This window comes from Micrococcus sp. PSi08, assembly GCF_054960655.1.
In genome coordinates, this window is sequence record NZ_JBHNYP010000006.1 from 66,162 (window position 1) to 78,852 (window position 12,691).

The window sequence follows — 12,691 nt, forward strand, 5'->3', positions numbered from 1 at the left end:
ATGCCCATCGCATCCCCGGAGAAGTACGCCGAGATGATCGACGCCGCCAAGAACGGCGCCTTCGCCTACCCGGCGATCAACGTCACCAGCTCCCAGACCCTGAACGCCGCCATCCGCGGCTTCGCCGAGGCCGGCTCGGACGGCATCATCCAGGTCTCCACCGGCGGTGCCGCCTACTTCTCCGGCTCCTCCGTGAAGGACATGGTCGCCGGCTCGCTGGCGTTCGCCGCGTTCGCGCGCGAGGTCGCCAAGAAGCACTCCGTGAACATCGCCCTGCACACGGACCACTGCCCCCAGGACAAGCTCGAGGACTTCGTCCTGCCCCTGCTGGACGCCTCCGAGGCCGAGGTGAAGGCCGGGCGCGACCCGATCTTCAACTCCCACATGTGGGACGGCTCCGCCGAGACCCTCGAGGAGAACCTGCGGATCGGCCGCGAGCTGCTCGCCCGCACCCACGCCAACAAGCAGATCCTTGAGGTGGAGATCGGCGTCGTGGGCGGCGAGGAGGACGGCGTGGCCCACGAGATCAACGAGAAGCTCTACACCACCGTGGCGGACGGCATCGCCACGGTGGAGGCACTCGGCCTCGGCGAGAACGGTCGCTACCTCACCGCGCTGACCTTCGGCAACGTGCACGGTGTCTACAAGCCGGGCAACGTGAAGCTGCGCCCGGAGATCCTGCAGGAGATCCAGCAGGCCGTGGGTGAGAAGTTCGGCAGGGAGCGCCCGTTCGACCTCGTGTTCCACGGCGGCTCCGGCTCCGCCGCCCAGGAGATCGCCGACTCGGTGGAGTACGGCGTCGTGAAGATGAACGTGGACACGGACACCCAGTACGCGTTCACCCGACCCGTGGCCGGGCACATGTTCGAGAACTACGACGGCGTCCTGAAGGTCGACGGCGAGGTCGGCGACAAGAAGCAGTACGACCCCCGCGTGTGGGGCGCCAAGGCCGAGGAGGCCATGGCCGCCCGCGTGGTCCAGGCCTGCACCGAGCTGAACTCGGCCGGCAAGAGCATCGGCTGACCCCGCCGTCCGCCGCGCCGGCCCGCACCCTCGCGTGAGGGTGCGGGCCGGCGTCGTCCTCAGCCCTCCCGCTCCTCCTGGGCCTGGAGGAACTCGAAGACCTCACGCTCGTCCACACCGGGGAAGGTCTGCGTGGGCATGGCCGCCAGCAGATGCGCGTGCATGCGGGCCGCGGGCCACACGTGCCCGCCCCACGCGGCCTCGAGCTCGGGGTCGGGGCGGCGGCAGCAGCGCGGATCGGGGCACGTGGAGGTGACCCGGTGGCGGGTGTCCGCGCCGCGGAAGTGCCGGGCATGCTCGAACGGGGTGCCCACGGAGAGGGCGAACAGCCCGTCGGGGCCGTTCTCGATCATCGAGGTGCACCAGAACGTCCCGTTGGGCGAGTCCGTGTACTGCGTGTGGGCGCGGAACCGGTCGTTGCGGGAGAAGGCCTGCCGTGCGCCCCACTTCCGGCACGCCTGCTGGCCCTCGATCGCACCGGTGTGGTCGGCGGGGAACACGATCCCGTCGTTCTCGTAGGCCTTGTGGATCACCCCGGTCTCGTGGACCTTCTGGAAGTGGCAGCGGATGCCCAGGTCCACGGTGGCCAGGTTGGTGAACCGGTGCGCGGCGGCCTCGTAGGAGACGCCGAACGCGTCCTTCAGGTCGTCCACGGACAGGTCCCGGCGCTTCTGGGCGGCCCGCAGCAGCGACGACGCCGCCCGCTGCGGCATGAGCAGCGCGCCCGCCAGGTAGTTCACCGCCACACGCTGGGCGAGGAAGTCCTCGTAGTCCCGCGGCTCGCCGTGGCCCAGGACGGCGGCGGCGAGGGCCTGGAGCACCACGGTGCGGCGGTCATGGTCTGAGGAGCGGGAGCCGCTGATGTGGATGCGCCCGTGCTTGAGGTCCGTGACGGAGCGCGTGGAGTGCGGCAGGTCCGGGACGAAGCGCAGGGTGAAGCCGAGGTGCTCGGCCAGCTCCGAGACCGCGTGCAGGCCCAGCGGCCCGCCCGTGTGGCCGATCGCGTCGAGCAGCCGATGCGCCTCGGCCTCGAGGTCGGGGTAGTGGTTGTCCACCGCGCGCATCCGGGCGCGCAGCTGGGCGTTGGCGCGGCGCGCCTCCTCGGGGGTGGCGGCCTGCTCCTCCAGGCGACGGCGCAGCTCGGCCTCCAGCCCCGCGATCACCTCGAGGACCTCGGTGGGGGTGCGGGGCCCGATGCGCAGCGGGGGCAGGCCGAGGGAGGCGTAGTGCTCCGAGCGCGCGAACCGTTCGACCTCGATCTCCAGTTCGGCCCGCCGGGTGGGGGCCCGGCCGGTGAGCAGGTCCTCGACCGGCACGCCCAGGACCTCGGCGATCCGCTGGACCAGCGAGAGCCGCGGCTCGCGGCGGGCGTTCTCCACGAGGGACAGGTGCGAGCCGCTCACTCCCGTGTGCTCCGCGAGCTGGTCCAGGGTGAGGCCGGCCTGCTTGCGCAGGTGCCGGACGCGGCGGCCCAGCGCGACGGCGTCCACGGTCGCGCTGTCCTCGGGAAGCGGGCGGGTCATCATGCGCGGAACTGTAGACGGAACCGGGGAGGAGATCACGTGTTTCGGAAAGAAAGTCACATTCTTGACAAGCGGGGGGCCGTTGCCGTGATCCAGACCACACCGGGGCGCAAGGACTGTCACGTTCTGACCCAGTGGCAGGAACGGCCGGAGTTTCCACCGATTTTGTGCTCCAGAGGGCCTTGCCCGGGGCCAAGGTGGATGTCAACGGCAGCGACGGACACGTCGCACCGAACCCTTCACGAACCGGACCGATCCTCAGGAGGACGTCATGACCACCCAGCCCCACCACTCCACTCCCGCCTCCGCCGAACAGCTCCAGCACGACTGGGACAACAACCCCCGCTGGGCCGGCGTCGAGCGCAGCTTCACCGCCGAGGACGTCGTCCGTCTCCGCGGCCGCATCCAGGAGGAGCACACGCTGGCCCGCCGCGGCGCCGAGAAGCTGTGGACCCAGCTGAAGGACGAGAACGCCCGCGGTGAGTTCACCAACGCCCTCGGCGCCCTCACCGGCAACCAGGCCGTCCAGCAGGTCAAGGCCGGGCTGCGCGCCATCTACCTCTCCGGCTGGCAGGTCGCCGCGGACGCCAACCTCTCTGGCCACACGTACCCGGACCAGTCCCTGTACCCGGCCAACTCCGTGCCGCAGGTGGTGCGCCGCATCAACAACGCCCTGCTGCGCGCGGACCAGATCGAGCACGCCGAGGGCGTCAGCAGCGTCGAGGACTGGCTCGTGCCGATCGTGGCCGACGCCGAGGCCGGCTTCGGCGGCCCGCTCAACGCCTACGAGCTCATGAAGTCGATGATCACCGCCGGCGCCTCCGGTGTGCACTGGGAGGACCAGCTGGCCTCCGAGAAGAAGTGCGGCCACCTCGGCGGCAAGGTGCTCATCCCCACCGGCCAGCACATCCGCACGCTCAACGCCGCCCGCCTGGCCGCCGACGTCGCCGACGTGCCCAGCGTGATCATCGCCCGCACCGATGCCGAGGCGGCCACCCTGATCACCTCGGACGTGGACGAGCGCGACGCCGAGTTCATCACCGGTGAGCGCACCGCGGAGGGCTTCTACAAGGTCCGCAACGGCGTCGAGCCCTGCATCGCCCGCGCCAAGGCCTACGCCCCCCACGCGGACCTGATCTGGATGGAGACCGGCACGCCGGACCTCGAGCTGGCCCGGAAGTTCGCCGAGGCCGTCAAGGCCGAGTTCCCGGACCAGATGCTGGCCTACAACTGCTCGCCGTCCTTCAACTGGAAGAAGAACCTCGACGACGACACCATCGCCAAGTTCCAGCGCGAGCTGGGCGCCATGGGCTACACCTTCCAGTTCATCACGCTGGCCGGCTTCCACGCCCTGAACCACTCGATGTTCGACCTGGCCAAGGGATACAACGAGCGCCAGATGTCCGCGTACGTCGAGCTGCAGGAGCGCGAGTTCGCCGACGAGGCCCGCGGCTACACCGCGACCAAGCACCAGCGCGAGGTCGGCACCGGCTACTTCGACGCCGTGTCCACCGCCATCAACCCGGACAGCTCCACGGTGGCCCTGGCGGGCTCCACGGAGTCCGGCCAGTTCCACTGATCCGCTCAGCCGAGACCGCGAGGAGGCAGTCCCATGAGCCCGCAGACCACGACCCCCACCCTGCACGAGATCCATGCCGACGACGTTCGGGAGCACACGCCCCTGCCGCATGACGTGAGCACCCAGGCCATCCCCGTCGTCATCCCCGAGGGCGCCGCCCCCGTGGTGACCGTCCACGGGCCGGTCGACGGGCGGCAGGCCGAGATCCTCACGGACGAGGCGCTGGCGTTCCTCGGCCGCCTGCACCGGCTGGCCGAGGACCGCCGCCGGCGGCTGCTCGAGGAGCGGGAGTACACCCGGCGCCGCATCACCGACGGCTGGAACCCGCACTACCTGCGGTCCACCCGCCGGGTCCGCGAGGACGACTCCTGGCGTGTGGCGCCGCTGGCCCCCGGCCTGCAGGACCGCCGCGTGGAGATCACTGGCCCCGTGGATCGGAAGATGACGATCAACGCCCTCAACTCGGGCGCCTCGGGCTGGCTCGCCGACTTCGAGGACTCCTCGACGCCGTCCTGGGACCGGATGCTGGACGGGCAGGTCAACCTGTTCGACGCGATCCGCGACCAGATCGACTTCACCTCCCCCGAGGGCAAGGAGTACCGGCTGCGCGAGCGCGAGCTCACGGACCGGCCGACCATCATCGTCCGCCCGCGCGGCTGGCACCTCCTCGAGGACCACATCCGCGTGGACGGCGAGCCGATGGCCGGCGCCCTCGTGGACTTCGGCCTGTACTTCTTCCACAACGCCGACGAGCTGATCCGCCGCGGCCACGGCCCGTACTTCTACCTGCCCAAGCTCGAGTCCCATCTCGAGGCGCGGCTGTGGAACTGCGTGTTCGTGGCGGCGCAGGACGAGCTGGGCATCCCCCAGGGCACCATCCGGGCCACCGTGCTGATCGAGACGATCACCGCGGCGTTCCAGATGGAGGAGATCCTGTACCAGCTGCGCAACCACGCCGCGGGCCTCAACGCCGGCCGCTGGGACTACATCTTCTCCATCATCAAGAACTTCCGGGACCGCGGGGCCGAGTTCGTCCTCCCGGACCGCTCGGAGGTGACCATGACCCAGCCGATGATGCGGGCCTACACGGAGCAGCTGGTCCGGGCCTGCCACCGGCGCGGCGCCTCGGCGATCGGCGGCATGTCTGCCGTGATCCCGGACCGCCGGAACGAGGAGGCCAACGCCGCCGCGCTGGAGAAGGTGCGCGCGGACAAGGCCCGCGAGGCCGGCGACGGCTTCGACGGCTCGTGGGTGGCGCACCCGGACCTCGTGCCGGTCGCCCGGGAGGAGTTCGACGCCGTGCTCGGCGAGGCCCCGAACCAGATCCGCACCCGCCGCCGCGAGGACGTGGTGCAGGACGAGGCCGCCCTGCTCGACATCGCTGCGACCACGGGCTCGGTGACCGAGGCCGGCGTGCGGATGAACATCGAGGTCGGGATCCGCTACATCGAGTCCTGGCTGCGGGGGAACGGCGCCGCCGCGATCCACGGACTCATGGAGGACGCCGCCACGGCGGAGATCTCCCGGTCCCAGATCTGGCAGTGGGCACACAACGGCACCGGTGTGCAGCTGACCGAGGGCGGCGTGCGGACCGCCAACCGCGGCTGGATGGAGCAGCTGATCCGCGAGGAGCACGCTCGGATCCTCGCCGGCCCGCTGCCCGAGGGCCACCGGTTCGAGGACGCGGTGCGCGTGTTCTGCGAGTCGGCCCTGCCGCCGGAGTACCCGGCGTTCCTCACCCTGGGCGCGTACCGCCGGCACTTCGCCAGTCAGGACGACGCCGCGGCGAAGGCCTGATCCGCCGGGCCTCACGACGACGGCCGGTCACCTCACGAGGTGACCGGCCGTCGTCGTGCCGGGTGTCAGTCCCCGGACGTGGAGGGGGACGGCGAGGCCGAGGCCGACTTCGTCGGTGACGGGCTGGCCGACGCCGAGGCGGACGCCTCCGCGGCCCGCTGGGATTCGGCGGCCTCCCGCGCGGCACCCTGGAACGGCCGCGGCGGCTGGCCCGGGGCCACGGGGCCGGGGGCGCCCTCGGGGCGGTCGATCGTGGACTGGTTGTTCAGCAGCTCGTCGGGCACGCGGCCGGTGGGGATCTCCCGGGCCTTGGCCAGGGTCTCCTCGTCCATCTGCGCGTTCAGGAAGAACGGCGAGCTGAGCTTGATGACCTCCTGGAACTCACCGGCGTCCTTCAGCACGGTGTCCGCGAGGTGGTCGCGGGTCTCGGTGACGAGGGTGGTGCTCTGTGCGACCGGCGAGTTCTTCACCTGGGTGAGGCCGCCGTTGGCGTCCCCGAAGCCCTCCATGGAGCCCATGGTCACGGAGACCATCTCGCTGCCGTCCTCGGAGCAGGCCCACGCGGTGCGCTGGGGCAGCAGGGGGGCGCCGTCCTGGCCGCCGACCATGCCGGGGCGCAGCAGGGCGAGCAGCCCCTTGCCGGTCTTCGGGTCGAACGTGTACTCGTCCGCCACGGCGGCGGGCTCCTCCTGGCACCACTCCAGGCGGGAGCCGTCGAGGTTGTGCTGGTAGTGGACCTGCGCCAGGGGCATGCCGGGGCTGTACTCGAAGTAGCCGTTGTAGACGCAGGTGAGGAACTCGTGGGTCTCGTCCTGCGAGGCGAACAGCTGCACGATCTCGATGTTCGAGCTGTCCGGGATGTGCGTGGCGACGGCGTCCAGGGTGCGCTGGTCCAGGACGTCGCGCGTGCAGTCCATCACGGAGACGGTGTCGTTGCGGACCGCCGCCGTGTTCTTCCAGGCCTCGGTGGCGGCGCCGTCCTTGATGCCCGGGCCGACGGTCTCGAACGCCTGACGCGGCTCGGCGCGCGGGGTGCCCTCGGCGGACTCCGACGCGAGGGCCTCACGGACGCGGGACGCCGCGGCGGACGCGGGGTCGGTGGGGCTCTCCGTGGCCGAGCCGGCCGCGGCCGAGGCCGCCGATCCGCTGGGCGCCGCGGCGGTCGACGAGGCGGGCTCACCGGACTGGCCGGCCGAGCCGCAGCCGGCCAGGGCGAGGGCGAGGGCGGCGACGCCGACGGCCAGCGGGGCACGGCGGCGGGCGGGCGCGGGGTGGGTCATGGAGGCTCCTTCGACGGCATCGGCGGCCCGGCCCCGGGAGCGTGGGGCTGCGGACGGACGCTGCGCCTACGGTACCGGACCGTCCTGGACGCGGGGACGGCGATCCGTCCGGCGTCCGGCGCCGTCGATAGACTCGGCCGCGACCGCACCGTCCGCGAGGAGAAGAGGCATCCCATGTCCGAGTCCCTGATCGGCAAGAACCTGATGGAGCCGCCGGCCACGCGCCTGCCGGAGGAGCCGGAGGTGCTGGCCCGGCTCGAGGCAGGTGACCTGCCCGAGGACATCGTGCCGGTGGCGCCCGAGTCCTCCCTGGTGTGGGCGCTCATGGCGGAGGACGCGTGGGCCGAGGGCCGGACCGTGGACTCCTATGCGTACGCCCGCGTCGGCTACCACCGGGGCCTGGACGCGCTGCGCCGGGCGGGGTGGCGCGGCGCCGGCCCGGTGCCGTACGCCCACGAGCCCAACCGCGGCTTCCTGCGCGCCCTGTACGCGCTGGGCCGCGCGGCCGCCGGGATCGGGGAGTCCGAGGAGGTCGAGCGCATCCGCACCTTCCTGCGGGACTCGGACCCCACGGCCGCAGAGCAGATCGAGGCCGGCCAGGGCCGCGCCCAGGGCTGAGCGGAGCCGTGGCCAAGCTCTACTTCCGCTACGGGGCCATGAACTCCGGCAAGTCCACGGGCCTGCTGCAGGCCGCCTTCAACTACGAGGAGCGCGGCCAGCGGGTGCTGCTGGCCAAGCCGGAGGTGGACGTGAAGGGGGAGGGCGACGTCGTCTCCCGCCTCGGTGTGACCCGCGCCGTGGACTTCCTCGTCCCGGCGGGCGCGGACGTGCGGGAGCTGTTCCGCCGGCACGCCACCGGTGACGACCCGGACGCCCTCGTGGGGCACGTGGAGGCTCCGCCCGTGGCGTGTCTGCTCGTGGACGAGGCGCAGTTCCTCGAGCCGGCGCAGGTGGACGACCTGCTGCGCATCGCCGTGCTCGACGGCGTCCCCGTGATCGCCTATGGGCTGCGCACCGACTTCCGCACCCGCTCCTTCCCGGGCTCCGCGCGGCTGCTGGAGCTGGCGCACTCCCTCGAGGAGCTGAAGACCATCTGCCGGTGCGGCCGGAAGGCGGTGTTCAACACGCGCAAGGTCGTGGACCCGGCCACGGGCGCCGAGCACTTCGTGTTCGAGGGGGACCAGGTGGCGATCGACGGTGTTCAGGTGACCTACGAGTCCCTGTGCGGCACGTGCTACCTGGAGGAGTCCGGCGGTGCCCTGGGCTGAGGCGGCCATTGCCAGGCAACTGCCAGGCTGCATGACGGCTGCGCCCATGCTCGGTTCGTACGGTGGAACCACTTCATCGAGGTGCGAGTGATGAAGGTGCGAGTGATGACAGGCGAAGGGCCCCGGTGATCCCGGGGCCCTTCGTCTGTCCTGCCACGTCCGGCATCGGCCGATCGGGTCAGAGCGAGACGAGCAGGAGCGTGCCGCCGAAGACGAGCCCCGACGCGAGCAGCACGACCGTGGTGTACCCCAGGATGTCGCGCATCTTCAGGCCGGCGATCGCCAGAAGGGGGATCGCCCAGAACGGCTGGATCATGTTGGTCCACTGGTCGCCGTAGGAGACGGCCATGATGGTGATGGCCGGGTCCACGCCGAGCGCGTCGCCGGCCTGGAGCATGATCGGGCCCTGCACGGCGAACTGTCCGCCGCCGGAGGGGACGAAGAAGTTCACGAGGCCCGCGGCCAGGAACGCCAGCAGGCCGAACGTCACCGGGTTCGAGATCGCCACGAAGGCGTCCGAGAGCACCGCCACCAGGCCGGTGGACGTCATCATGCCGAGGATGCCCGCGTAGAGGGGGAACTGCAGCAGGATCTCGCCCACGTTGGACGCGGCCGACTGGGTGAGGCCGATCAGCTCGTGCGGGCTGCGCACCAGCAGCAGGATCAGCGCGAGGAAGGACCAGTTGACGATGTCCAGGGTGAGGGTGCCGCCGCCGATGAAGTGCATCACCAGGTAGACCACGAGCATGGCGCCGACGAGGAGCGTGGGGACACGGGAGGCGTCGAGGCGGTCCGCCGGCGTCTCGATCTCCGGTGCGGACACGGCGTCCTGGTCCCGCGCGTCGATCTCCAGCTCCACGATCCGGTCCCCGGCGCGCGGGGCGACGAGGAACAGGGCCAGGGCCACGACGAGCACGGTCACCACGGCGGCGGTGATGTTCCACCAGGAGAAGGTGGTCTCCGAGACAGGGACCGTCCGGCCGTCCAGGCTCTCCGTGAGGAATGAACCGGGGGTGGCGGCCGTCAGCGGGCCGGAGCCCGAGTACCCCATGTGCCACACCACGAATCCGGAGAACCCGGCGGCCACCAGCATCGGGAAGTGCAGGGCCAGCCCGCGCTCACGGGCCTGCGCCGCGACCTCCTTGGCCAGCAGCGCACCGACCACCAGGCCCAGGCCCCATGTGATGAGGGAGGCCGCTGCCGCCACCACGAACACGAAGATGTAGGCGGCGAGGGGCGTGCGGGGAATGCTGGCGAGCCGGGCGAGCAGGCGGCGCACCGGACCGGTGTTCGCCAGGATGTGGCCGAGCATGAGCACGAGCGCCATCTGCGTGATGAACGCCAGCAGTCCGGACAGGCCGTCACCCCAGCCCACGACGACGTCGGCCGGCCCGGCCGGAGTGAGCAGCGAGGACCTCCTCTGTTGTGAGGCGGGCCTCGGCGCTGGAGATGGCCTAGGGCGTGTCTGAGAATGGCTCCAGGGACCCGCTGAGATCCGGGGAGCCATGTCCCGGTTGCACGTCGTCTCCGACGCCCGATCGGAGCTGATCGCCCCGCTGCTCCAGACCGCACGGGCCGGCAGGGTCGACCCTTCTCGAATGTCCACACGATGGTCGAAGCGATCATCTGCCGGTGCAGGTGCGGGACTCCGTGGCGGGATCTGCCCGAGGTCAACGGGCCCTGGCAGACCGCGTGGACCTGGCATCGACGCAGGGTGTGGGCACTGGTCTGTCCGGGGGCTGACTCGAGGACTCTTGTTCGTACCCTGTCTGTCATGGCCACCCCTCTCCTGGATCTCGCCGCGAGTCGAGGCGTCTGCTTCCCGCTGCGAGCCCGCCGGCTGACCCTCACCCCGTTCCGGGGTCTCGATGCACCCGCCGTGTGGGGCTTCTGCCGTCTCGAGCAGGTGTGGACGTGGACCTCGGGCCGCCCGGAGAGTGAGGGCGCGCTGCGCGAGTCCTACCTCGCGGCGGGGGACCGCCTCACCGTGCGGGTCGGAGACGTCATCGTCGGTGTCGGGAAGGCCGCGGTGCAGGACGCGTGGAGTCAGGGCGGCCCGCGGGAGGAAGCGCGGGACGCCCAGGCCGAGATCGGCTGGACGATCGATCCGCGCCAGGCGGGGCAGGGCTATGGCACGGAGCTTGCTCGAGCCCTGCTGGGCTTCGCGTTCAACGATCTGGGTGTGCGACGCGTGGAGGCTCATGCCTTCGCGGACAACGCCCCGAGTCTGCGCATCATGGAGAAGGTGGGGATGCGTCACGAGGGCACGTTCAAGGAGGAGTCTCTGCATCTCACGCGCGGCTGGGTGGATGGCGCCACCTACGCGATGCTCGCCTCGGAGTTCCATTCGCCCCTTACGCAGGAGTGATCCCGCCGGCCGGGACCGCATGACCTGCCGCTCCGCCTCCGAGGGCCGTGTGCCAGCATGGGGCTGTGAGCAGGGTGGGGAATGAGCGTGAGTGGCGGTGGCGCATCGGTGTGGCGTCCGCCCTGGTGGGTTCGGCCGGTGTGTTCGCGGGACTGCGGCAGGACCTGGGGCTGGGCTGGGGTCTGACGCTGGTGGCCGTCACGGCCCTCGGAGCGATGCTCGCCTTGCGAGGGGTGCATCACCGGGTTGAGGCGGAGCAGGCTCGCCGCAACGTGTTCTACGCCGGAGCCGGCTCCACCGCGTGGGTGATGCTGCTGATGGGGGCCGCGGTCATTCCGGGGCTGGTGCTGAACGTGATCGACGACGCCGGCGTCCGGGCGGTCGTGGCCGGTCCGCTCGGCGCGGTGCTCGCTGCCGCTGCCCACGGCATCCTCGCGGCGACGACGACGCTCGAGGAGCAGCCCCGGCCCGAGCCGGTCCCTCTGGACCGGCGCAGGCGCTGACGTCGGGGTCATGGTCCCGCACTCCTGAACACTGTTCAATGAACACTGTTAGAGTCCGTCGGGTCAGACCCACCCGGGGCCGAGCCCCGCCCACCGGAGAGGCCCGCATGACCGCCACCCAGGACGCCCCCGCCGTCGACCCCCGCCCCGCCGCCGCCCTCGACCCCGAGGCCCTCGTGGATCGCATCGAGGCGGGCCACCGCCTCACCGCTGAAGAGGCCGTCGCTGTGCTGGACGCCCCGGACGCGGACACGTTCCGCATCGTCGCGGCGGCCTCGCGCCTGCGCGAGAAGCACTTCGGCCGCACCGTCAAGGTCAACTACCTGGTCAGCCTCAAGACCGGTCTCTGCCCGGAGAACTGCACCTACTGCTCCCAGCGGCTCGGCACCGAGGCCGAGATCCTGCGCTACACGTGGCTCAAGCCGGAGGAGGCCGTCCGCCAGGCGGGCCTGGGCATCGCCGGCGGCGCCTCGCGCGTGTGCATGGTCGCCTCGGGCACCGGCCCCACAGACCGCGACGTCGACCGCGTGGCCGGCATGGTCGGCGACCTCAAGGCCCAGCACCCGGACGTCGAGGTGTGCGCGTGCCTCGGCTTCCTCAAGGACGGCCAGGCCGAGAAGCTCAAGGACGCCGGCGTCGACGCCTACAACCACAACCTCAACACGGCCGAGTCCCACTACGAGTCCATCTGCACCTCCCACACCTACGAGCAGCGCGTGGACACCGTGCAGCGGGCCGGCGCCGCCGGCCTGTCCTCCTGCAGCGGCCTGATCGCGGGCATGGGGGAGACGCACGAGCAGCTCGTCGAGGCCGTCCTCGCGCTGCGCGACCTGGACTCCGACTCCATCCCCGTCAACTTCCTCATGCCCTTCGACGGCACCCCGCTGCAGGGCCACCAGCAGCTCACGCCGCTCGAGTGCCTCCGCATCCTCGCCATGGTCCGCCTGGCCTGCCCGGACAAGGAGCTGCGCATCGCCGGCGGCCGCGAGATGCACCTGCGTTCCCTGCAGCCGGTCGGCCTGCAGGTGGCCAACTCGATCTTCCTCGGCGACTACCTCACCTCCGAGGGCCAGGACGCCGAGGCGGATCTGCAGATGATCGCCGACGCCGGCTTCACCGTGCTCGGCGCCGAGGAGCGTGCGCGGCGGGCCACGGCCGACGACGGCGCCCCGGCCGGCGGCTGCTGCGCCGGCACGGACGACGCCGGCTCGTGCGGCTCCGGTGCGGCCGTCGCCTCGGAGGCCGGGGCCGCGGAGGACGCCCGACCCGACACGGGCGCCGAGGGCGCCGTGAAGCCCGGGCTGCGCCGTCGGGGCGCGGGCACGGCCGAGCCCGCCAACGCCTGAACGC

General features: G+C 71.5%; 10 protein-coding genes and 2 pseudogenes. 9 read left to right on the forward strand and 3 right to left on the reverse strand.

Annotated elements, in window-relative coordinates:
* The gene (gene fbaA, locus ACFI33_RS03210) at positions 1-1,023 is read left to right on the forward strand and encodes a class II fructose-bisphosphate aldolase (protein WP_036341084.1); all 1,023 of its coding nucleotides are present in this window, start codon (positions 1-3) and stop codon (positions 1,021-1,023) included.
* Between the two features lie 59 nt (positions 1,024-1,082).
* Here fbaA and ACFI33_RS03215 read toward each other — a convergent pair whose 3' ends face one another.
* On the reverse strand, positions 1,083-2,549 hold the full coding sequence (locus tag ACFI33_RS03215) for a helix-turn-helix domain-containing protein (RefSeq protein ID WP_051995313.1): 1,467 nt from the start codon (positions 2,547-2,549) through the stop codon (positions 1,083-1,085).
* Between the two features lie 268 nt (positions 2,550-2,817).
* On the opposite strand from ACFI33_RS03215, the gene aceA reads away from it, so the two are divergent.
* Entirely contained in the window at positions 2,818-4,125 is a 1,308-nt protein-coding gene (gene aceA, locus ACFI33_RS03220) for an isocitrate lyase (RefSeq protein ID WP_012750705.1), read from the forward strand.
* 33 nt (positions 4,126-4,158) lie between these two features.
* Positions 4,159-5,922, forward strand: coding sequence for a malate synthase A (gene aceB, locus ACFI33_RS03225; protein WP_462623759.1), 1,764 nt, complete (start codon positions 4,159-4,161; stop codon positions 5,920-5,922).
* Between the two features lie 65 nt (positions 5,923-5,987).
* Here the strand turns inward: aceB and ACFI33_RS03230 are convergent, their stop codons facing one another.
* A complete protein-coding gene (locus tag ACFI33_RS03230; protein ID WP_036384370.1) occupies positions 5,988-7,202 on the reverse strand; it encodes a hypothetical protein in 1,215 nt (404 codons plus the stop codon).
* 174 nt (positions 7,203-7,376) lie between these two features.
* On the opposite strand from ACFI33_RS03230, the gene ACFI33_RS03235 reads away from it, so the two are divergent.
* Both ACFI33_RS03235 and ACFI33_RS03240 read left to right on the forward strand, forming a co-directional pair.
* Positions 7,377-7,820 (forward strand): DUF3151 domain-containing protein, encoded by a 444-nt coding sequence (locus ACFI33_RS03235; protein ID WP_012750707.1) that lies wholly within the window; start codon positions 7,377-7,379, stop codon positions 7,818-7,820.
* A gap of 8 nt (positions 7,821-7,828) precedes the next feature.
* Positions 7,829-8,470 carry a thymidine kinase gene (locus tag ACFI33_RS03240; protein ID WP_127435347.1) on the forward strand — a complete coding sequence of 214 codons (642 nt, stop codon included), beginning with the start codon at positions 7,829-7,831 and terminating at the stop codon, positions 8,468-8,470.
* 178 nt (positions 8,471-8,648) lie between these two features.
* Here ACFI33_RS03240 and ACFI33_RS03245 read toward each other — a convergent pair.
* A pseudogene (locus ACFI33_RS03245) lies at positions 8,649-9,878 on the reverse strand (short-chain fatty acid transporter); the annotation flags it as partial.
* 97 nt (positions 9,879-9,975) lie between these two features.
* Here ACFI33_RS03245 and ACFI33_RS03250 point away from each other — a divergent pair.
* The 4 genes and pseudogenes from ACFI33_RS03250 to bioB all read left to right on the forward strand — a co-directional run.
* A pseudogene (locus ACFI33_RS03250) lies at positions 9,976-10,181 on the forward strand (transposase); the annotation flags it as partial.
* 63 nt (positions 10,182-10,244) lie between these two features.
* Complete coding sequence (locus ACFI33_RS03255) at positions 10,245-10,838, forward strand: GNAT family N-acetyltransferase (protein WP_233263287.1); 594 nt, start codon at positions 10,245-10,247, stop codon at positions 10,836-10,838.
* 65 nt (positions 10,839-10,903) lie between these two features.
* On the forward strand, positions 10,904-11,341 hold the full coding sequence (locus ACFI33_RS03260) for a hypothetical protein (protein WP_233263233.1): 438 nt from the start codon (positions 10,904-10,906) through the stop codon (positions 11,339-11,341).
* Positions 11,342-11,448: 107 nt separating this feature from the next.
* Positions 11,449-12,687, forward strand: coding sequence for a biotin synthase BioB (bioB, locus tag ACFI33_RS03265; protein WP_127435346.1), 1,239 nt, complete (start codon positions 11,449-11,451; stop codon positions 12,685-12,687).
* The last annotated feature ends 4 nt before the right edge of the window (positions 12,688-12,691 follow it).